Source organism: Rhodoferax sp. GW822-FHT02D07 (assembly GCF_058802405.1).
Genome location: NZ_JBXAOD010000003.1, coordinates 314,226 through 334,422 on the forward strand (window position 1 = coordinate 314,226; position 20,197 = coordinate 334,422).

The following is a 20,197-nucleotide window of genomic DNA, read 5'->3' on the forward strand; positions in this document are numbered from 1 at the left end:
GCTTGGGGCGCGCAAGATCTAACGACCGGGCGATCATGATCACACCGGCAAAACGCTAGGAACTATCCCCCCGCCCCAGCTTCGCCAGTATCTCCACCATCCGCTTCTCCCGCGTTTCCGCCCGCTTGGCGCTAGTGAGGCGGTAGTAAATGGTGAACAGTTGCTGCCGCTTCAGGGTGGCGTAGAAAGCCAGAGCAGCAGGGTCTTGCTGCAGAGCCGCCAATAAGTCTTCGGGCATTTCCATGGTGGCGCTGCCCGCGTAGGCGCTCTCCCAGCGGCCGTCGGCGCGGGCGGCTTCTACCTGCGCCAGGCCGGAGGCTTGCATCAGCCCCTCTGCAATAAGCCGTTCGGCGTGTTGCACATTCTTTTGCGACCAGCCGGAGCGCGCGCGGCGTGGGGTCAGGCGTTGCAGGAATGAGGTGTCGTCCAGGGCTTTGCGGATGCCGTCGATCCAGCCCCAGGTGAGGGCGGCGAGCACGCAGTCGTCCCACGTTACCGTGGTCTGGCCGGTGCCTTTTTTGAAGATGCGCACCCACAGCTCGGTCTCGCTGGCGTGGTGGGTGCGCAGCCAGGCGTGGAGCTGCTCGGGGGTTTCAAACGCGTGGTGCGTTGGTTTGCTCATGTATTGATAGCTGCTCGCGCATATTTCATGAGGGCTAGCGACTGATTTGGCTTAAATTCTCCGCCGCTACCTGCCTGAAGCCTGCGGATATGCGCGCATCGCCACTGGCGGCCGCCCAGAAGCTGCGGGCCAGGGCCAGGGCCTGCGGCCATTCGGGCAGGGTGGCGGCGGTGGGCTGCAGGGGGCGGTCTGCAAAGTTGCGCGGCACCAGCTCGCCGCCCACGGGGGCGTAGAGCATGGGCAGCATGTCGTAGGCGGGGGCCAGGGCCCAGTCGTCGTCGTCCAGCAGCAGGGAGATGTTGCCGTAGTGCCGGTCAGTGTTGGCAATCAGCTCGCCAAAGGCTTCCAGCAGGCGCAGGGTGCGCGCGTCGGCGGGGCGTAGCAGCCCGCGCTCTTGCATGCGGTTGGCGGTGGCGGCCCAGTTGTCCATGGCGCCTACGTATTCGGCGTCGTACACCATGAGCGACACCATGCCGATGCGCCCCAGGCCCAGGGGGTTGGCGGCGTTGATGGGCGAGCGGTCAAACCGCTCCACTTCCAAAAACACGCGGCCCGCGCCGGTGTGGATGCGGCTGGCGGCGGCGGAAATGCCCGCGCTGGCCAGCGTTTGCAGGGCCAGGTGTTCGCAGACCAGCAGGTCGCGGGTGCGCTGGTCGGTGGGGGCGTCGCCTGCGGGGGAGAATTTGACCAGTACGTGGCGGGCGGCGTCACCCTCGCCCACTATCGTGCAGAACTTGGGCTGCTCGCCCCCGGCGGACGAGCCGCCCATGCTGCCTTGCATGGCGGCATCGGCCAGGGCCGGGTAGTCGGCGATGGACGCCGCGCGGCTGGCCCGCTGGGGCAGCGTGTGGAAGCGGGCAAACGCGGCCTCGCCCACTACCAGGTTGCCGGGCAGGTCGTCGCCGCACAGGGCCAGGGCGCGCAGCACGTCGTCGTCGCTCCAGAAGCGGGGGTCGTTGCCCAGCTGCAGCTCGGGGTGGGTATTGGCAAAGGTGCGACCCATGAAGCCCTGGGGGCGCATGTCGTCCAGAAACCAGGGCAGGCCGTCAAAGCGCTTGGAGAGACCGTCTTCTTCGTCCACCCACACCGCGCCGCTGGCCAGGGGCACCATGCGGCCGAACGGGCTGGGCTGGCCTTGCGCGTTGATGCGCATGATGGGCACGCTGCGGCCCACGTCGCGCACGGTGCGTGGCAGCACATAGCGCTGCTTGCGAGCGGCGCCCACTTTTTGCACCTCGCCCGCCTGGATGAGCGGGGCCAGCGCGCGCGACACGGTGGGCTGGCTCACCCCCAAGGCCGTTTGCAGCTCGGCACTGCTGAGCGCCCCGCCCTGGCGGCGCAGGGCCTGCAGGACGCTGGCGGAGAGGTCTGAGGCGGCAGGCATGAATGATTATATGAATAGATTTATTATTACAAAATTCATTACAAATCAATCATCTATGACACTTTGTGAATAGATATTGAGGGCTATTACTTCACCGGAATGGGCAGCTCCGCCGGCACCGGTACGGCCGTCACCGTGTTTTTGGGGCTGCCGTCGATGATCTTGTCGGAATACGAGAGATAGACCAGGGTGTTGCGCTTGACGTCCACCATGCGCACCACGCGCACATGCTTGAAGAGGAAGGAGGCACTGGCCTTGAATACTTCGTCTTGCTTGTCGATCTTCTCTTTGAAGCTGATGGGGCCGACCTGGCGGCAGGCCACGGCGGCGTCTGACGTGTCCTCGGCCAGGCCCAGCGCGCCTGCGTAGCCGCCGGTTTTGGCGTGCGACAGGTAGCAGGCCACGCCAGCCACCTCGGGGTCGTCAAACACGTCGACCACCACCTTGTCGTTGGGGCTGAGGAGTTTGAAGGTGGTGCTGACGCTGCCAACGGTTTCGGCGCTGGCGGCCAGGGCAAGGGTGCTGAGCAGCAGGGCGGCAATGGAGTGTTTCATGGCGGGCTCTCGTGGCGGTAGTTTTGGGGATGGGGCATTGTGACCCCAGACGCCCGCACCACGCTCGCCCTCGATGCGGCGGCCCTAGCCCGCCTGGCGCGCGCGCAGCTGCTGCACTTCGAGCTCCAGCGCCTTGATGCGGGCGTCGCGGGCGTCCAGGGCGGCGGTAACGTCAGCGGCCTCGAAGCGCACGGGGATGTGCTGCGGGCAGTTGGCGTCCCACGCGGTCACGGTGAAGAGCATGACCTGCTCTGGCTTGGCCTTGTAGCCGGCGGGCATGAGGCGCGCCATAAGCGCGTCGTCACCCTCCACCACACGCGCCTCGCCCCAGATCTTGACGCGCTGGCGGTGGGCGTAGTCCATAAGGAAAAGGTGGGCCTTGGGGTTCTCCGACAGGTTGCCGGTGCTGATGTATTGCTTGTTGCCCGCAAAGTCCACAAAGGCGATGGTGCGCGGGTCCAGCACATGCAGAAAGCCTGCCGGGCCGCCCCTGTGCTGAATGTAGGGCTGGCCCTCGGCGTTCACGGTTGCCAGAAACACGCTGGTTTGCGCGGCGATGAAGGCAGCCAGCTCTTCGCTGATGGTGGCTTGCCAGCCGCCCGACTGCTCCATGCGCGCGTAGCCGTGGCGCGAGCCCTTGCGCGCCTGGATGGCTTTGACGGTGGGGGTGAAGGCGACGTCGCTGGTGTAGATGGGTTGGGCGGCCATGGCTCAGTGTCCTTGTGGCAGTGGATCTAACGACACATGCCCTACGGGTGCCAGGGCGGGGGCCCAATCGAGCACCAGCGCTTCGACCTGCGCGCGGTCCAGCCGGGGCTCCAACTCTTCGGCACTGGCCTGGGGCGCGGTTTGCACGGGCAAAAGTTTGTCGCCTTGCAGCTCCCACCGGAACTGCGCTTGGCAGGAGGGGCAGCCTTGGTAGTGGCCCGCCAAGGTGTCGCGCGAGCGCACAAGGGTGGGCCCGCAGACGGGGCACTGCTCCAGCGCAATGCCATCATCACTGTGGCCCACGATGTGGTGGAAGGCACCGGCCCGGCCCATGCGCACGAAGGTACGCCCCAGGTCTGCATCGAACTGGCGGCCGAGCTCGGACTCGATGATGGCCAGGGCTTTTTCAATGGGCATGCCTTTGCGGTAGGGGCGCGTGCTGGTCATGGCGTCAAACGCATCGCACAGGCCCACCATCCTTGCGTCCAGCGGAATGGCATCGCCTGCCAAGCCCGAGGGGTAGCCCTTGCCATTGGGCATTTCATGGTGGTGGTAGATGGCGTTGGTAATCAGCGGCGCGAAGGGATGGCCTTCGATCATGCTGGCGCCAAGCCGGGGGTGGGTGCGAATCTGCGCAAACTCTTCGTCGGTCAGACGCCCGGGTTTGCGCAGCACGGCATCGGGCACCCCCACTTTGCCCAGGTCATGCAGAAAACCCGCCAAGGCCATTTGGCTGGCTTGCCGCGCCGGGAGCCCCATTTCCAGAGCCAGCGCGTGGGTCAAGCGGGCCACGCGCCACAGGTGGCCGCCGGTGTAGGGGTCGCGCGCCTCTACCATCCAGGCAGAGATCAGCAAGCTGCTGAGCAGGGCACGGCGATGGTGCTCCAGCTGAGCCCGCAGTGCTGCCAGTTCGCTGGCGGGGGAAATGGGGTCGTGTGGGGTCATGGAGTGCCTCAGATGTTGGCTTCTTTGCGCAGGTTCATGAAAGCCACCGCCATGGCGCTGGACGCCTGCGCATAGGACGTTCCCGCACCCAGCATGGTTTCAGCCGCTTGGTAGCGGGCGGCGTTGACCGCCTTGGCGACTTTGGCCACTTCGGCATGAAACACCACATGCTTTTTGACACAGTCTGTGTGCGAGACCAGACGGCCGAACTGGGCCCGTCCTTCGCCGTGCAACCATTGACCCAACTCGCAGCAATCGTCCCGGGAGAGGGTGGCGATGTCCATTTGTTCGCGCTTCGCGATCGCCGCGCGCAGTTTCACTTTCCATTGCGCATGGGTTTGCGCCGCATTGTTGAGGTCCATGGTCTTTCTTCTCCGGTGGCGTGGGTGGATTTACGCGGCCAGCTTGGCGTGGACTTGCGGGAAGTCGATGTCGGTCTGGGCCACGTTGTTGACGTAGTTGGTCAGCACGTTGAGGGACACGTTGACGACGATCTCGACGATGGCGGCTTCGTCAAAACCGGCCAGGCGCACGGCGGCCAGGTCGGCGTCGGACACACGGCCACGGGCTTGGGCCACTTGCAGGGCGAAGTGCAAGGCGGCTTCCACCTGGGCGTCTTCAGAATGGCCGTCGCGGGCGGCATCGAGCTCGGCGCGGCTGAGCTTGGCTACGTTGGCGCCCAGGTAGTCGTGGGCCGAGAGGCAGTAGTCGCAGCCGTTGAATTCGGCCACCGCCAGCGCAATGCGCTCACGCAGCTGCACCGGCAACTTGCCCTTGCCCACGGCGCCGTTGAGGGACAGGTAGCCTTCCAGCGCGGCGGGGCTGTGGCCGACGAGCTTCATCAGGTTGGGGGTGACACCGAGGGACTTTTGCACGGCCGCCAGCAGGGGCTTGGAGGCTTCAACAGAGTGTTCGACAGAGGGGATGCTGATACGGGACATGGTGGTTTCTTTCAAAAGTTAAGGGCGGATTACCTGGATTCGCTGCGTCTGCAAAAACAGCAGTGGTCAGCGAATGGGTGTACTGTATTTAGATGGCGCAACAAATAGAATCAGCGCCATACTTAATTCACTCTTCCATTTAGCAGAACAATATGGACCGTTTTCACCTGATGAATGTGCTGGTGGCCGTGGTGGATGCCCAGGGCTTTGCAGGGGCGGCGCGCAAGCTGGCCATCTCGCCGCCCGCAGTTACTCGGGCGGTGAACGAGTTGGAGGCCCACCTGGGCTTGCGCCTGCTGACGCGCACCACCCGCACGGTGCGCATGACGGAGGCGGGTGAACGCTATGTGCAGGATTGCCGGCGCATCCTGGCCGAAATGGCAGAGGCGGATGAGTCGGTGACCGGCCAGCACGGCGCGCCGCGCGGGCGGCTCACCATCACTGCGCCGGTGTTGTTCGGGGGCAAGTTTGTGACGCCCATCGTGAGCGAGTACCTGCAGCGTTACCCGGAGGTGAACGCGACCTGCATGTTTCTGGACCGCGTGGTGAACATGGTGGATGAGGGGGTGGACGTGGCGATTCGCATTGGCGAGCTGCCAGACTCGACCATGCAGGCCATTCGTGTGGGGCAGGTGCGCCGGGTGGTGTGCGCATCACCCGCCTACCTGAAGGCGCATGGCATACCGCTCACCCCGGATGACTTGCACCGCCACGCCATCGTGTCTGCCAACAGCGTGACGCCCCACCCCGAGTGGCGCATGCAGCACAAGGGAGAGCCGCTCACGGTGCGGCTGCAGGCCCGCATGACCACCACGACCAATGACTCTGCCATCGCGGCGGTGGTGGGCGGCTTTGGGCTGACGCGCCTGCTGTCGTACCAGGTGGCAGAGCACCTGATTGCGCGCAAGCTCCAGACCGTGCTGACCGCCTTTGAGCCCACGCCGCTGCCGGTGCATGTGGTGCACCGCGAAGGGCGCCAAGCCTCGCACCGGGTGCGGGCCTTCATAGACATGGCCATCGAGCGGCTGCGCGAGGACCCTGCGTTGAACTAGCCCGCTGCGTTTGCTATCAAGACAATAGCTGCCGGCGCATATTTCACAAGGCCTCGAGGCACATTTATCCCAAGTGCTTGCCAAAGAAGCGCAGGGTGAGCGGGCCTTGAGTAACTGCGCCGCTGCGCGGTGTCGTGGGCAGAAGGCAGACCCGATGGGGCCGAGGGGGTTTAATCGCGCCATGTCCATTCCTTCTGCCCGCGCCCTGGGCGCGTTTGCCATGTTGACCTTCTTCAGCGCCCTGCTCGGCGCCAAGCCGCCCGCGGGTTATCCGCATCTGTCTGAAAACCTGGCGGCCTCTGCAAACTTGGAGGCGCGCAAGGTGCTGCATGGCGATGTGGAGGGCCTGTTTGCCATTCCGCGCACGCGGCAGGTGGTGGCTGCGGCGGACGGGTATTTGTGGAAGTTCAGCGCGCAGGGCGAGCTGGTGGATTCGCTGCGCGAGCCCTCGCATCTGTTCACCTCGGGCGTGGCGTTTACGCCGCTGTATTACATCGACTGGGTGTTTACCGGCGAGCGACAGCGCAAGACCTATGGCGCGCCGCTCAACGGCAATGCGCTGTCGCCTTCGGAGCTTTGGGCCGCGCTGGACAAGGCGGAGGTAGTGGAGTTTGGCAAGACGGATACGACGGCCTGGGCCTACATCTGGAAGGCAGGCAAGGCGCAGATCATGAACATCACCCGCCACCACGACGCGGTGGACGACTACTGCAACCAGCGCACGCATTCGGCCGAGGCGCTGCGCTGGGAGGCCACCTGCCTGAACGGCTACAAGACGCGGCCCCAGGCCTGGCAAGAGGTGGAGCCAGAGGAGTTTGCCGATAGCGAAGGTACGCCCCCGCGCGTGCAGGTGGTGGACTTTGAGAAGCGCAAATACCACCTGGAAGAAGGCCTGGGCGGGCAGGTGTTTGGCGCCACGATTGGCCGCGCGCTCAAGGCCATGGGTGTGCCCGGCGGGCTGCCTGGGCGCTACTGGTTTGGCGACGCCTACACGCAGCTGCGCGTGGGGGGCGAGGTGATCCAGTTCAAGGCCTTTGTGGCCTCCAGGGGCGGCGAATACCGGTTTTCCGACATGCGCTGGTGGGCGCCGGCAGCGGCCGCGCCCGGCATGAACCCGTGGTTCACGCAGCACATGCGCACCTACCAGGAGCGCTCGGGCGAATCGGCGCTGGTGCCGTTTTACGAGAAGGACATTGGCCTGTATGTGGTGCGGCCCAAGGGCACGGGCCAGCCCGCCGCGGTCAAGGGGCTGATGCCCGATTGGCGCCCGGTGTTTGAGGGGCCGAAGGCCAATGGCGCGGCGGTGACGGGTTTGGTGGAGTTTGGCGCGCAGCCGCCTGCCCAGGCGCCCGTGTCTGCACCCGTGCACTACTGGCTGCGCGACCCGGCCAAGGGCCCGCGCATTCCCGAGATGGGGCCGAAGGTGGAGGTGCGCGCGCTGTGGCCGGTGCTGCGGCAGGTGCCTTCGGCGCTGGTGGTGCAGTGGAACAAGAGCTATGACGAAGAAACCGCAGTGCTGCGCGTGACGCTGGATGCGGAGGAGACGGCCACGGCCTTCAACCTGCTGCGAACCAACAAGATACAGACCACGCCGCTGGAGCTGGTGGTGAAGGTGCCCGACATTACCGGGCCCTTGGAGGGCATGCAGGTGCTGCTGCGCAGCGGCGACAAGCAGGCGCCGTTGGCAAAGGCGCGCTTTGCCTATGTGGCCAAGCCGCCGGCCGAGCGTGTGTCTGACCAGGCGCAGCGCGACCAGCTGCAAGCCGTGCGGACGGCGGCCAAGGCGCCGGGTGCGGCGGGCTTGCCGGCTTTTCTGAAGCTGACGCAAACCCTGGCGCAGGACAAGGAGCACGCAGAGGCGCTGGCGCCCAACGTGACAGCGTCCTACGCGGAGCTGATCAACGACTACAACCGTCAGCGCGACTTCAAGGCGGCGGCCACGCTGGTGCGCCACTACCTGAAAGAGGTACACCCGCACATTGGCCACTACAGCAAGGACCCCGGCCAGCCCTACAACATCGGCGTGATTGCCAGCCAGACGCTGGCCATCCACAGCCAGCTGGCGCCGCAGGACAAGGACCTGGTGCCCGCGGTGATGGCGACGCTGATTGGCCCGAAGTTTGACCTCGCCAAGCAAACCAACGGCACGCTGATGTACAACCTGGCCTGCTACTACGCGGTGAGCGGTGACAAGCCGCACATGCTGGAGAGCATTGCCGCCGCGCGCCGGCTGGGCAAGCCGATGGCGCAGTTCATGGCGGACACGGATTTCGAGAAGTACTGGAAGGATGCAGACTTTTTGAAGGCGCTGGCCGACCAGCCTGCGGGCTGAGGGCCTAGTACAGGTCCAGGTACTTCTTCATCAGCGCCTTGCCCTGTGCCTTGCGCACTTCGGCCAGCAGCTTCCAGAGCTGGTGGACGCTGGCGGGGGATTTGTCGAAGAACTGCTTGGAGAAGGGCAGGTAGTAGTCCTTGGACGAGAAAGGCATGGGCATTTTTTGCACGCCGGTGATGCGCTTGTCTTCGATGACCAGATCGACCTGCAGGTCTTGCCCCACATAGGCGGTGATGCGGCCCATGAGCAGCTTTTGCAGGTTATTGGCGGTGCTGGGGGCTTCTTCTACCGTGGGGCCGAGCTTGCGCACTTCGTCCGCCACCGAGTAGCCCGAGTTGACGCCGACCAGGCCCTGCGCGGGGGTGAACTTCTTGTCGTCCCACTTGAAGGTGGAGCCGGCTTTGACGTAGACGCTGTAGCTCAGCGTGGCCAGGCTGTAGCTGGGGTCGGGCGCGTCGCCCAGCATGGGGTAAACGGCGTAGGCGGCGCGCTCGGGGCTGTAGGAGAGCAGCAGCATGGCCTGGGCAGCGCCGCTCTCGAGCTCGCGCAGGGCGCGGCGGCCGGGCAGGCGTTTCCACTCGACCTTGCAGCCCATCTTGGCTGCGGCCTGGTTGACGATTTCGACCGCAATGCCGGGGTTGGCGGGGATGGTCTCGCCGTCGCCCAGGTAGTAGGGCGGGGAGGCCTGGTCGCTATAGACGATGCTGAACGGGCAGGCCAGCGCCATCTGGGCGAGGCAACTCGCAGCGATGCAAACAACGGGACGCAGGAGGAGGTGCATTCGCCCAACGTAATAGTTTTGGGCGGAGTATAGACACGCACGATGACAGTGCACCAGCCCCCCGTGCTGGCGGCTGGGCTAGCGCAGGGCGACGAGCACGAGCTGGATGACGATGCTGGACAGGGCGAAGTAGGGCACGTTCACCAGCGCGTAGAGCAGGGGGCGGGGCATGTTTGGGTTGATGGCCACGTTGGTGGCCGTGGCGCCCAGATAGCCCAGCCCCAGCAGCGCGCCGAAGGCCACGGCGGCACTGGCGGTGTCGATATGCAGCAGCGGCTGCAACATGGCGCTGGTGACGGCCACAACGAAGCTGCACACGAAGGGGCCGATGATGAAGATGGGCGTGAGCTTTTGCGGCGGCGCGTTCTCTTTGCCCAGGGCGCGGGCATACGGCTTGGCAAACAGCAGCGCAAACCACACGCCACCCAGAACGAAGGATGCGACCACAGCGGCCAGCAGCACGGCCAGCCAGGGGATGGAGCGGAAGGCGTCAAGCACGGGCGGCCTCCTGCACATGGGCCACGTGGCGCGAGAACACGTTGACCACATTGCCATCCGGGTCGCGCAGCAGCAAGGAGCGGTTGCCCCAGGGCATGGTGCTGGGGGGCATGGCGGTGTTCGCCGAATCGCCCAAGCGCTGGTGCACGGCGTCTACGTCGTCCACCTCAAATTCGAGGATGGCGGACTGGTTGGCCGCAGCGCGGGCAGCGCCGGCGTTGAACTGCTGGACCATGCGCTCAGAAGAGATGGCCAGCACAAGGCCCGCAAAGCGGAGCTCGGCAAAGTCGGGCACGGGGCGGGTGGCGGTCACGCCGGTCAGGCGCGTGTAGAAGGACGCCAGCGTGTCGACGCTGGCAGCATCGGCGGTGACCAGGCGAACAGAGGCAAATTTCATCAGGGGCTCCAGGGTTGGGAAGGAGCCAAGACTAGGTTTACATGCTGTCAGTTTCCGGCAGTATGGTGTAGCGCTTGTCGGGCGCGAGCGTCTGCCGCCAGGCCTTGAGCAAGGCCTGTTTGCGCTGGGGATAGCGCGCCTCCAGCAGCTCGGCGCTGGCAATGCGGTCGGTGCGGAAGTAGCGGTAGTCCTGCCGCAGTTCGCACCAGCCCATGAGCACGCGCGCCCGCTCGAAGTAGGCCAGCGCGAAGGGCCAGACCACGCGCTCGGACGGTGCACCCTGGGCGTCCTGGTAGCTGATGCGCAGCTTGTGTTCGATGCGCACGGCTTGGCGCAGCAGCTCGGGCGGCGCGGTCTGGGGCAGGGGCTCCTGGTCTGCGCTCTGGTTGGCGCGGCTGGTGGCTACCAGCAGGGCCGACACCTCCAGATCATGGCGCTGCTCGGGCGGCAGCACGGCTGCAATGCGGGCCAGCGCACTGCGCGCCGCGGCGGCCAGGCCGTCATCCGTCTGCTGCGCCACCCAGCGCGCGCCCAGCACCAGCGACTCCACCTCTTCGGGCGTGAACATGAGCGGCGGCAAGACGAAGCCGGGCTTGAGCACATAGCCCACGCCGGGCTCGCCCTCGATCTGCGCGCCCTGCGCCTGCAGGCTGGCAATGTCGCGGTAGAGCGTGCGAATGCTTACCCCCAACTGCTCCGCCAATGCCTGCCCGCTCACCGCACGCCGGTGGCTGCGCAGCAGGTGGATCAGGTCGAAGAGGCGGGAGGAGCGGGACATGCGGCGGATGATAGTGCTGCATTTGTTTACACAGCGGCAGCCATGCCGCAACACTTAGCGCCTAAGATTTCTGCCATGCACCGCCGTGTTGCCCTGTCCACCCTGCTGACCCTGCCGCTGGCCCGCCTGGCCTGGGCGGAATCGGAGCCCGAGGCGGACGACGCGCCAGCGGCTGCGCCGAGCTACAAGGTGTCTGCCGCGGCGCTGCAGGCGGCGGTGGGCCAGCGCTTTCCACTGCGCTACCCGGTGCCGGGCATTCTGAACCTGGATGTGCAGGTGCCGCAGCTGCGCCTGCTGCCGGCGCAAAACCGGTTGGGTGCGGAGGCGCAGGTGGAAGCCGCCGGCCCAGCGCTGAATCGCAGCCACCAGGGCACGCTGGATGTGGAGTTTGCGCTGCGCTACGAGGCCAGCGACCGCACGGTGCGCGCGCACCAGCTGCGCCTCAAGCGCCTGGACTTTCCCACCCTGCCGCCATCGGCCATGGCGCTGATCAAGGCCTATGCCCCGGCCCTGGCGGAGCGCACGCTGCTGGAGGTGGTGGTGCACCGCATGCGCCCGCAAGACCTGGCCCTGCCAGACGGCCTGGGCATGCAGCCCGGCAGCATCACGGTGACCGAAACCGGGCTGAGCATCGGCTTTGTGCCCAAGCCGCTGAGCTGATTTTTGCCAGCTTGGCAAAGCAAATCAGCGGGGCGGCGACAATCATCCCCCTTCCTCACCACGCTGCCAAGGCGACATGCATATGACCGACAACTACAAAATAGCTGCAGAAGCCCGCGAAGCCGCACTGTGTGAATCTTGCCGGGGCATACAGCGCAACTGGCGCCGCGCGCCCGGCCACCCGGAACTGGTGCAGGGCGACAGCCGCAAGGAGCTGCGTGGCGAGCGCAGCGTGACGGTCACCCGCTACCGCTGTGACCGCTGTGCCTCGGTCTGGGACTACGAGAACGACAAGACCAACCAGCGCGCAGGCTGGTCTCTGCCACGACGCTGAACGCGCCGTGACCATGCAGCCGCCCTCTCCCACACAAGCCCACGCGGTCTCCCGCCTGCGTGCCGCCCGCCTGGCCCGCAGCGCCAAGCCCTTTCTGGCGCGCGGCGGCATGAAGGCCGAGCGCTGCCCGGACTGCCGGGTGGCGCCCGCCCACTGCATCTGCGCGCTGCGCCCGCGGGTGCCCACGCGCGTGGGGGTGTGCCTGCTGATGGCGGACATCGAGCCCATCAAGCCCAGCAACACGGGCTGGCTGATTGCCGATGTGGTGGCCGACACCTGGGCCTTTGGCTGGGCGCGTACCGAGGTGGACCCGGCGCTGCTGGAGCTGCTGGCCGACCCGCAGTGGCAGCCTTATGTGGTGTTCCCCGGCGAGTTTGTAGCGGAAGGGCGGGTGGTGAACACGCTGCCGCCGGTGGAAGAGAGTGCGGCGGGCAAGCGCCCACTCTTCATCTTGCTGGACGCCACCTGGCCGGAAGCACGCAAGATGTTCCGCAAGAGCCCCTACCTGGACCGCTTTCCGGTGCTGAGCCTGCAGCCCGAGCAGATCTCGCGCTACCAACTGCGCCGCAGCCGCCGCGACGACCACTTCTGCACCAGCGAGGTGGGCGCCCTGTGCCTGGAGCTGGCCGGCGAGCCGCACGCGGCCCAGGTGCTGGAAGCCTGGCTGGAGGTCTTCAGCCTGCACTACCTGCGCGCCAAGAACCAGCTGCCCCCGCTGTGGGACAGCGAGGCGCACCAGCGCCTGCAGGCACTGGCCTCGTCAACTTGATTGCTATCGTTTCAGGAGCTGCTGGCGCAGTATTTACGGACTCTAGCGCCGAATGGATCGTTCTCTGAGCGACTCTTCGACGCTTTTCTGCTTCGAGAGGTAAGGCACCTGGGGACGGCCAGAGATGCCCTGGTAGTAGTAATAACCGGAGTAGTCGCTCTGCCGGGGTGTTGGCAAGGAGTCGGTGGTGCTGATACTGCCACCCGTCACCGAGTAGGCCTGCACACCCTCAGGGCAAGGCTTGTCGCTGTAAACCACCGTCTGGCCCTGCACACACTTGTGCAAGGAGCCCGCCACTGCCAGCCAGGGCGAGGCCAGTAGTACGGCAAAACTCAGCGTGTGGCGGATAGCTACGGCGTGGCGCATGGTGATCTCTTTGGTGTGCATTCCCTGCCGCCATTGTGCCTTCGTGCGCAAGAACTCAGGAGATCTTGCGACACGTGATGTTGACGCGCCGCCGGCAAACACGATGAAAGATGGCTGGCACGCCACTTGCATTCGCTCTTGGATACAAGATTGGATGCTTCAAAATGGTGCAAACCTTCTCTCCCTCACGCCCCGACGATGCCGCGCTGGCGCCCCAGGCATGGATTAACCGCCCTGCCGCGCCCGTGGCCGGTGCGAGCCAGGGGCCGCTGGCGGGCTTGCGCTTTGCAGCCAAAGACAATATTGATGTGCTGGGCCTGCCGCTGACCGCGGCCTGCCCGGCCTTTAGCCGCCAGCCTGCGGCGCACGCCACGGTTGTGCAGAAACTGCTCGATGCCGGTGCATCACTGCTGGGCAAAACCAATCTGGACCAGTTTGCCTGCGGCCTGAACGGCACGCGCTCGCCCTACGGCGCCGTGCCCAATGCCTTCAACCCGCTGTATGTATCGGGCGGCTCCAGTTCGGGCTCTGCCTATGTGGTGGCTACGGGCCAGGTGGACTTTGCGCTGGGCACGGACACCGCAGGCTCGGGCCGGGTGCCGGCAGGCCTGAACAACATCGTGGGCCTCAAGCCCAGCAAGGGCCTGATCAGCGCCCACGGGGTGCTGCCAGCGGCGCAGAGTGCCGATTGCGTGTCCATCTTTGCGGGCACCGTGGGCTTGGCCGCCCAGGTGCTGCAGGCCGCCCTGGGGCATGACGCGAAAGACCCCTACTCCCGCGCGCTGGCGCTGCGCAGCACGGCCTTCCCGACGCAGTTCCGCTTCGGGGTGCCTGACGCCCTGACCTTTGACGGCGACGCACAGGCCGAGGCGGCCTTTGCCCAGGCCGTGGCCCAGCTCACCGCGCTGGGCGGTACGGCGGTGCCCATTCAATACCAGCCTCTGGCCCAGGCCGCTGCGCTGTTGTACGAGAGCGCGCTGGTGGCCGAACGCTACGCCGCCATCCGCCCCTTCTTTGACACGCAGGAAGACCAGGTGGTGGAGCCGGTGCGCAGCATCATCGCCAAGGGGCGCAACTTCAACGCGGCCGATGTGTTCGAGGCCCAAACGCAATTGCGCGCGCTGGGCCAGAAGGCCGATGCCATGTGGGACCGCATTGACGTGCTGCTGGTTCCCACCGCACCCACGCACTACACCATTGCCGCCATGCAGGCCGACCCGGTGGTGCTGAACCGCAACCTGGGCGCGTACACCAATTTTGTGAATCTGCTGGACTACGCGGCGCTGTCCGTGCCCAGCAGCCTGCGCGACGATGGCCTGCCGTTTGGCATCACGCTCATCGGCCCATGCGCCAGCGACTTGCAGTTGGCCGAACTGGGCCAGCGCTACCACCACGCCACGGGCCTGCCGCTGGGTGCTACCGGCCAGCCCCTGCCCGCACCCCAGCCCATCGCCGGTTTGCGTGCCGAGCCCGTGGTGCGCGTGGCCGTGGTGGGGGCCCACCTCTCGGGCATGCCGCTGAACAACCAGCTTACCGAGCGTGGGGCGCGCCTGATCACCACCGCCGAGACGGCGCCCCATTACCGCTTTTATGCACTGCCCGGCACCACACCCCCCAAGCCGGGTCTGGTGCGCGTAGCAGACGGTGCGGGTGGGCGCATTGCGCTGGAGATCTGGGAAATGCCAGCGGCGCATTACGGCTCGTTCGTGTCCCTCATTCCCACGTCGCTGGGCATAGGCACCCTGCAACTGGCCGATGGCAGCAGCGTGCAAGGCTTCGTCTGCGAGGCCGTGGCGACCCAGGGCGCCACCGACATCACCCACCTGGGCGGCTGGCGCAACTACGTCGCCTCCCTCAAGGCCTGACGCGGAGACCCCAATGAACGACACCGACGCCCTGAGCTATGTGCGCGCCAGCGCCGCCGTGTTGGGCCTGCCGCTGGACGACGCGCAGGTCGTGCGCGTGGCCGCGCACCTGCAACGCACCGCCGCCATGGCCCAGATGCTGGACACGCTGGCCCTGCCACCCGAGGCTGAGCTGGCCGAGATTTACAAGCCAAATACGCCTTCATCCTCCGTTGAATCTGCGTGAGCAGCTATGAATACCGTAGCAACCACCACCCAACACATCGCCCGCCAGGTGGCCAGTGGCGAGCGCAGCGCCGCTGAAGTGCTGGAGGCCAGCATTGCCCGCATCGAGTCCACCGATGGGCGCGTGAACGCCTTCACCAGCAGAGGCTACGCCCGCGCCCGGACCGAAGCTGCGCAGATCGACGCGCGACGCGCCCGCGGCGAAGCGCTGCCACCGCTGGCCGGTGTGCCCTATGCAGTGAAGAACCTGTTTGACATGGCCGGAGAGGTCACGCTGGCTGGCTCCAAGATCAACCGAGGCCATGCGCCAGCGACCAGCGACGCCTTTCTGGTGCAACGCATGCAGGCTGCCGGAGCAGTGCTGGTAGGCGGACTCAACATGGACGAGTACGCCTACGGCTTCACCACCGAGAACAGCCACGAAGGGCCGTGCCACAACCCGCACGACTTGCAGCGCACGGCGGGTGGTTCCTCGGGCGGCTCGGGCGCGGCCGTTGCAGCAGGGCAGGTGCCCATCGCGCTGGGCTCGGACACCAATGGCTCCATCCGCGTGCCGTCATCGTTTTGCGGGGTGTGGGGGCTCAAGCCCACCTTTGGCCGGCTTTCGCGCCGCGGCAGCTACCCCTTCGTGCAGAGCATCGACCACCTGGGGCCGCTGGCCGATTCGGTGGAGGCGCTGGCCTGGTCTTACGACGCCATGCAAAGCCCCGACCCGCTGGACCCGGGCTGCCACGCGACGCACGTTGAGCCCGTAACCCCTGTACTGCGGCAAGGCATGGCGGGCTTGCGTGTCGGTCTGCTGGGGGGCTACTTCCACGACAACGCCACGCCACCAGCGCGCGCCGCCGCCATGGCTGCGGCCAAGGCGCTGGGCGCGTCGGACCTGGTGGAGTGGCCCGACGCGGCGCTAGGGCGCGCAGCGGCCTTTATCACCACGGCCAGCGAGGGCGCCAACCTGCATCTGGATGACCTGCGTACCCGCGCACACGACTTTGAGCCGCTGTCGGTAGACCGTTTTTTGGCAGGTGCGCTACAGCCCGCAGCCTGGTACCTGCAGGCACAGCGCTTTCGCCGCATCTACCGCGACAAGGTGAACGCACTGTTCACGCAATGGGACGTGTTGCTGGCCCCGGCCACACCGGTCAGCGCGCCGCCGCTGGGTGCGGAGTGGATCGACATCAACGGCCAGCAGCTGCCCTGCCGCCCGTCCATTGGCCTGCTCACGCAGCCGGTGTCGTTTGCGGGCTGCCCCGTGGTGGCCGCACCGCTGTGGCCCGAGGGCACGGGCGGCCTGCCCATTGCGGTGCAAATCATTGCCGCACCCTGGCGCGAAGACCTGGCCCTGCGTGCGGCGATGGTGCTGCAGATGGCGGGCCTGGCCCACCTGAAGGAGCCCGCCCTGTGAGCATCAGCACACTGCCCCTGCCCGTGAACCTGCCCGATGTGGTGGCCGAGGTGACCGCGGTATTCGAGCGCTACGAAGCGGCCCTGGTGGGCAACGACGTGGCCGTGCTCGACGAGCTGTTCTGGGACAGCCCCCACACCCTGCGCTACGGCGCCACCGAAAACCTGTACGGCTACGCCGCCATCCAGGCCTTCCGGGCAGCGCGGCCCTCGCAAGGCCTGGCGCGCGAGCTGCTGCGCACCGTCATCACCACCTACGGCAAGGACTTTGCCACCGCCAACTGCGAGTTCCGCCGCACCGGCAGTGGCAAGACCGGCCGCCAAAGCCAGACCTGGATGCGCACGCCGCTGGGCTGGCGTGTGGTGGCCGCGCACGTGAGCTGGCTCACCGAGTCTGGCCCCTGACAAGCCTTTATCCCCTTCCCGATAGTCCTTCACCAACCTGAACCGGAGAGAGAACCATGAGCCACCCCACTTTGAATCGCCGCGACTCCCTGAAATCATTGGCCGCCCTGGGCGCCGCCAGCCTGAGCCCCCTGGCCTTTGCGCAGAAGCCCCTGACTGTGGGCGTGATCTACGTGGGCCCACGCGATGACTTTGGCTACAACCAAGCCCAGGCGGAAGCCGCCGCCGAACTGAAGAAGATGCCTGGCATCAAGGTGGTGGAGGAAGAAAACGTGCCCGAGACCGCCGTGGTGCAAAAGACCATGGGCGGCATGATTTCGCAGGACGGCGCATCGCTGCTGTTCCCCACCTCCTATGGCTACTTTGACCCGCACATCCTGGCCATGGCGGCCAAGTACCCCGATGTGCGCTTTGCCCACTGCGGCGGCCTGTGGACCGAGGGCAAGCACCCCAAGAACGTGGGCAGCTTCTTTGGTTACATCGACGAGTGCCAGTATCTCAACGGCGTGGTGGCCGGCCACATGAGCAAGAGCGGCAAGATCGGCTTTGTGGCGGCCAAGCCCATTCCGCAGGTGCTGCGCAACATCAACGCCTTCCTCATGGGTGCGCGCTCGGTCAAGCCCGGCATCACCTGCAGCGTGATCTTCACAGGTGACTGGTCCATGGCCGTGAAGGAGGCCGAAGCCACCAACAGCCTGGCCGACCAGGGCGTGGATGTGTTCACCATGCACGTGGACGGCCCCAAGGTGATTGTGGAAACCGCGGCCAAGCGCGGCAAGATGGTGTGCGGCTACCACGCCAGCCAGGCCAAGCTGGCGCCCCAGGCCTACCTGACCGGTGCCGAGTGGAACTGGCTCACCGCCTACAAGACCATGGTGGAAGCCGCCAAGTCCGGCAAGCCCCACCCCAACTTCCTGCGCGGCGGCCTGAAAGACGGCTACGTGAAAACCTCGGCCTACGGCCCGGCTGTGACCGACGCAGCCAAGAAGGCAGCCGATGGCATCAAGGCGCAGATGATGGCCGGCAAGTTCGACATCTTCAAGGGCCCGCTGAAGGACAACAAGGGCAATGTGGTGATCCCCGCAGGCACCGTGCTGACCCAGACCGACCTGAAGCTCGAAGGCATGAACTACCTGGTCGAAGGCGTCATCGGCAGCATTTGATCACCGGCCCGCACGCACTTCGGAGACCACATTTCAATGCACCCCACGCTCAAAGACATCTTCCTGCCCACCATGGCGGTGGGCCTGGCCCTGCTGTTGTTTGGCGGCTTTGTCAGCTTTGCCGGGGTGAACCCGGTGGATGTCTGGCTCACGCTGTTCAAGGGCGCATTTGGGGACTGGTTCTCGTGGCAGAACACGCTGCAGCGCGCAGCACCCTTGATGCTGACCGCACTGTGCGTGGCCATTCCGGCGCGTGCGGGGCTGGTCATCATTGGGGGCGAAGGTGCGCTGGTGCTGGGCGGTCTGGCCTGTGCGGCCGTGGCCCACGCGCTGCCACTGCCCGGCAATGCGCTGGGCACCGCGGTGGTGTGCGCGGCGGGTGCGCTGGCCGGTGCGCTGTGGATAGGCCTGGCCGGCTGGTTGCGCCAGATGCGCGGCATCAACGAGACCATCAGCAGCCTGCTGCTGGCCTACATCGCCATCGGCGTGTTCAAGCACCTGGTGGAGGGGCCGCTGCGCGACCCAGCCAGCCTGAACAAACCCTCCACCCACACGCTGGATGCGGGTCTACTCATGGGGGGCATGGGCGGCTCCGATGTGCACTGGGGCCTGGTGCTGGGCCTGCTGGCCTGCGTGGGCCTGGGGCTGTGGCTGGGACAAACGGCTTCGGGCTTTGCGGTGCGCGTGGTGGGCGGTAACCCGCGCACGGCGCAGCTGGTGGGGCTTCCCGCCTCCCGCCTCATCATCGTGGCCTGCGCGCTGGGCGGTGCCTGCGCCGGGCTGGCCGGCGCGGTGGAGGTGGTGGCTGTGCACACCAACGCCAACGCTTCGCTGATCGCAGGCTATGGCTACGCCGGCATTTTGGTGGCCTTTATCGCGCGGCAGAACCCGTGGGCCGTCATTCCGGTGGCCATTGTGTTTGGCGGCTTTGGCGCGGCGGGCAGCCTGCTGCAGCGCCGCCTGGGCCTGCCCGATGCCTCGGTGCTGGTGCTGCAGGGCATTGCCTTTGTATTGATTCTGGCCAGCGAGGCACTGCGCGACCGCGACTGGCTGCGCCTGCCGGGAAGGAAAGCCGCATGACTGCAGACCAATGGATTGCCCTGTTCGCGGGCCTGGTGGGCGGTGCCCTGCGTGTGGGCGTGCCGTTTCTGTTTGTGAGCCTGGGCGAATGCCTGACCGAGAAGTCCGGTCGCATCAATCTGGGGCTGGAGGGCGTGTTGGTGCTCTCCGCCATGGCGGCCTTTGGTGGCGCCTATGTCAGTGACTCGGCACTGGTGGGCGTGCTGTGTGGCGCGCTGGCGGGTGGCCTGCTGGCGGCGCTGCACGGGCTGCTGTGTGCGCTGCCGCGCGTGAATGACGTGGCCACGGGCATTGCGCTCATGCTGCTGGGCACGGGCCTGGCCTTCTACCTGGGCAAGCCGCTAATCCAGCCGCAGGCGCCGCAAATAGCCGCGATTGCACTGGGCGAATGGAGTGATTCGGCGGCAATACGTTCGGCACTGAAGGTGAATGCCTTGCTGCCGGTGGGCCTGGGCATCGCCATCTTTTTGGCTTGGGCTTTCACGCGCACGCGCTACGGCTTGCTGGTGCGCATGGCGGGTGACTCGGCGCATGCGGCGCGCGCGCTGGGCTACTCAGTCAACGGCATTCGCCTCGCTGCCACCACGCTGGGCGGCATGATTGCCGGCCTCGGTGGCGCCAGCCTGAGCCTGTTTTACCCCGGCAGCTGGAACGAGGGCATCTCCAGCGGCCAAGGCCTGATTGCCGTGGCCCTGGCCATCTTTGCGCGCTGGAGCCCGCTGCGTTGCATTGGTGCGGCGGCGCTATTCGGCGGTGCGGGCGCGCTGGGGCCGGCGCTGCAGTCGGCCGGCATTGGCTGGGGCTACCACCTGTTCAACACCTTCCCCTATGTGCTCACGCTGGTCATTCTGGTGATCACCTGCAAACCCAACCAGGTGGTGCAGGGCAGCCCCGGCGAGCTCTCCTCCGTCAAATAGCACTGCGAGTTTCC

24 protein-coding genes are annotated in these 20,197 nt (G+C 66.2%); 12 read left to right on the forward strand and 12 right to left on the reverse strand.

Going from position 1 to position 20,197, the window contains the following annotated elements; translation table 11 throughout:
• Positions 1 to 55: 55 nt before the first annotated feature.
• From AC1RNN_RS09610 to AC1RNN_RS09640, 7 genes are all read right to left on the reverse strand, one after another.
• Complete coding sequence (locus AC1RNN_RS09610; protein ID WP_493088518.1) at positions 56 to 622, reverse strand: YdeI/OmpD-associated family protein; 567 nt, start codon at positions 620 to 622, stop codon at positions 56 to 58.
• 34 nt (positions 623 to 656) lie between these two features.
• Positions 657 to 2,006, reverse strand: a complete 1,350-nt coding sequence (yjjJ, locus tag AC1RNN_RS09615) for a type II toxin-antitoxin system HipA family toxin YjjJ (RefSeq protein ID WP_493088520.1) — start codon at positions 2,004 to 2,006, stop codon at positions 657 to 659.
• Positions 2,007 to 2,092: 86 nt separating this feature from the next.
• The gene (locus AC1RNN_RS09620) at positions 2,093 to 2,560 is read right to left on the reverse strand and encodes a CreA family protein (protein ID WP_493088521.1); all 468 of its coding nucleotides are present in this window, start codon (positions 2,558 to 2,560) and stop codon (positions 2,093 to 2,095) included.
• Positions 2,561 to 2,644: 84 nt separating this feature from the next.
• Positions 2,645 to 3,268: a pyridoxamine 5'-phosphate oxidase family protein gene (locus tag AC1RNN_RS09625; protein ID WP_493088523.1), complete on the reverse strand. Its 624-nt coding sequence runs from the start codon at positions 3,266 to 3,268 to the stop codon at positions 2,645 to 2,647.
• A 3-nt stretch (positions 3,269 to 3,271) separates the two neighbouring features.
• Entirely contained in the window at positions 3,272 to 4,213 is a 942-nt protein-coding gene (locus AC1RNN_RS09630) for an HD-GYP domain-containing protein (RefSeq protein ID WP_493088525.1), read from the reverse strand.
• 8 nt (positions 4,214 to 4,221) lie between these two features.
• The gene (locus AC1RNN_RS09635; protein WP_493088527.1) at positions 4,222 to 4,575 is read right to left on the reverse strand and encodes a CZB domain-containing protein; all 354 of its coding nucleotides are present in this window, start codon (positions 4,573 to 4,575) and stop codon (positions 4,222 to 4,224) included.
• Between the two features lie 30 nt (positions 4,576 to 4,605).
• Positions 4,606 to 5,154, reverse strand: a complete 549-nt coding sequence (locus tag AC1RNN_RS09640) for a carboxymuconolactone decarboxylase family protein (RefSeq protein WP_493088528.1) — start codon at positions 5,152 to 5,154, stop codon at positions 4,606 to 4,608.
• A 152-nt stretch (positions 5,155 to 5,306) separates the two neighbouring features.
• Here AC1RNN_RS09640 and AC1RNN_RS09645 point away from each other — a divergent pair, with 152 nt between their 5' ends.
• Together AC1RNN_RS09645 and AC1RNN_RS09650 are read left to right on the forward strand one after the other, a co-directional pair.
• A complete protein-coding gene (locus AC1RNN_RS09645) occupies positions 5,307 to 6,206 on the forward strand; it encodes a LysR substrate-binding domain-containing protein (RefSeq protein ID WP_493088530.1) in 900 nt (299 codons plus the stop codon).
• 181 nt (positions 6,207 to 6,387) lie between these two features.
• Positions 6,388 to 8,538 (forward strand): TPR end-of-group domain-containing protein, encoded by a 2,151-nt coding sequence (locus AC1RNN_RS09650; protein ID WP_493088532.1) that lies wholly within the window; start codon positions 6,388 to 6,390, stop codon positions 8,536 to 8,538.
• A 4-nt stretch (positions 8,539 to 8,542) separates the two neighbouring features.
• On the opposite strand, the gene AC1RNN_RS09655 is transcribed toward AC1RNN_RS09650, so the two are convergent.
• The 4 genes from AC1RNN_RS09655 to AC1RNN_RS09670 form a co-directional block, all read right to left on the reverse strand.
• Positions 8,543 to 9,322, reverse strand: a complete 780-nt coding sequence (locus AC1RNN_RS09655) for a substrate-binding periplasmic protein (RefSeq protein WP_493088534.1) — start codon at positions 9,320 to 9,322, stop codon at positions 8,543 to 8,545.
• A gap of 78 nt (positions 9,323 to 9,400) precedes the next feature.
• Positions 9,401 to 9,820, reverse strand: coding sequence for a DUF1761 domain-containing protein (locus AC1RNN_RS09660; RefSeq protein WP_493088536.1), 420 nt, complete (start codon positions 9,818 to 9,820; stop codon positions 9,401 to 9,403).
• Positions 9,813 to 10,217, reverse strand: a complete 405-nt coding sequence (locus tag AC1RNN_RS09665) for a VOC family protein (RefSeq protein WP_493088538.1) — start codon at positions 10,215 to 10,217, stop codon at positions 9,813 to 9,815. The genes AC1RNN_RS09660 and AC1RNN_RS09665 overlap by 8 nt, the downstream gene beginning before the upstream one ends.
• Positions 10,218 to 10,254: 37 nt before the next feature.
• Positions 10,255 to 10,995, reverse strand: coding sequence for a helix-turn-helix transcriptional regulator (locus AC1RNN_RS09670; RefSeq protein ID WP_493088539.1), 741 nt, complete (start codon positions 10,993 to 10,995; stop codon positions 10,255 to 10,257).
• A gap of 75 nt (positions 10,996 to 11,070) precedes the next feature.
• On the opposite strand from AC1RNN_RS09670, the gene AC1RNN_RS09675 reads away from it, so the two are divergent.
• From AC1RNN_RS09675 to AC1RNN_RS09685, 3 genes are all read left to right on the forward strand, one after another.
• Positions 11,071 to 11,655 (forward strand): DUF1439 domain-containing protein, encoded by a 585-nt coding sequence (locus tag AC1RNN_RS09675; protein ID WP_493088540.1) that lies wholly within the window; start codon positions 11,071 to 11,073, stop codon positions 11,653 to 11,655.
• A gap of 82 nt (positions 11,656 to 11,737) precedes the next feature.
• The gene (locus tag AC1RNN_RS09680; RefSeq protein ID WP_493088542.1) at positions 11,738 to 11,989 is read left to right on the forward strand and encodes a hypothetical protein; all 252 of its coding nucleotides are present in this window, start codon (positions 11,738 to 11,740) and stop codon (positions 11,987 to 11,989) included.
• A gap of 13 nt (positions 11,990 to 12,002) precedes the next feature.
• The gene (locus AC1RNN_RS09685) at positions 12,003 to 12,758 is read left to right on the forward strand and encodes a tRNA-uridine aminocarboxypropyltransferase (RefSeq protein WP_493088543.1); all 756 of its coding nucleotides are present in this window, start codon (positions 12,003 to 12,005) and stop codon (positions 12,756 to 12,758) included.
• A gap of 42 nt (positions 12,759 to 12,800) precedes the next feature.
• Here the strand turns inward: AC1RNN_RS09685 and AC1RNN_RS09690 are convergent, their stop codons facing one another.
• The gene (locus tag AC1RNN_RS09690) at positions 12,801 to 13,145 is read right to left on the reverse strand and encodes a hypothetical protein (protein WP_493088545.1); all 345 of its coding nucleotides are present in this window, start codon (positions 13,143 to 13,145) and stop codon (positions 12,801 to 12,803) included.
• A 143-nt stretch (positions 13,146 to 13,288) separates the two neighbouring features.
• On the opposite strand from AC1RNN_RS09690, the gene atzF reads away from it, so the two are divergent.
• The 7 genes from atzF to AC1RNN_RS09725 are packed head-to-tail and all read left to right on the forward strand — an operon-like array spanning position 13,289 to position 20,183.
• On the forward strand, positions 13,289 to 14,989 hold the full coding sequence (atzF, locus tag AC1RNN_RS09695; protein WP_493088546.1) for an allophanate hydrolase: 1,701 nt from the start codon (positions 13,289 to 13,291) through the stop codon (positions 14,987 to 14,989).
• A 13-nt stretch (positions 14,990 to 15,002) separates the two neighbouring features.
• On the forward strand, positions 15,003 to 15,215 hold the full coding sequence (locus tag AC1RNN_RS09700) for a DUF4089 domain-containing protein (protein ID WP_493088548.1): 213 nt from the start codon (positions 15,003 to 15,005) through the stop codon (positions 15,213 to 15,215).
• Positions 15,216 to 15,221: 6 nt separating this feature from the next.
• A complete protein-coding gene (locus tag AC1RNN_RS09705) occupies positions 15,222 to 16,619 on the forward strand; it encodes an AtzE family amidohydrolase (protein WP_493088550.1) in 1,398 nt (465 codons plus the stop codon).
• 17 nt (positions 16,620 to 16,636) lie between these two features.
• Entirely contained in the window at positions 16,637 to 17,023 is a 387-nt protein-coding gene (gene hpxZ, locus AC1RNN_RS09710; protein WP_493088879.1) for an oxalurate catabolism protein HpxZ, read from the forward strand.
• A 56-nt stretch (positions 17,024 to 17,079) separates the two neighbouring features.
• Positions 17,080 to 18,186, forward strand: a complete 1,107-nt coding sequence (locus tag AC1RNN_RS09715; RefSeq protein ID WP_493088552.1) for a BMP family ABC transporter substrate-binding protein — start codon at positions 17,080 to 17,082, stop codon at positions 18,184 to 18,186.
• 36 nt (positions 18,187 to 18,222) lie between these two features.
• Positions 18,223 to 19,266 (forward strand): ABC transporter permease, encoded by a 1,044-nt coding sequence (locus tag AC1RNN_RS09720; protein WP_493088554.1) that lies wholly within the window; start codon positions 18,223 to 18,225, stop codon positions 19,264 to 19,266.
• Positions 19,263 to 20,183, forward strand: coding sequence for an ABC transporter permease (locus tag AC1RNN_RS09725; RefSeq protein WP_493088556.1), 921 nt, complete (start codon positions 19,263 to 19,265; stop codon positions 20,181 to 20,183). The genes AC1RNN_RS09720 and AC1RNN_RS09725 overlap by 4 nt, the downstream gene beginning before the upstream one ends.
• The last annotated feature ends 14 nt before the right edge of the window (positions 20,184 to 20,197 follow it).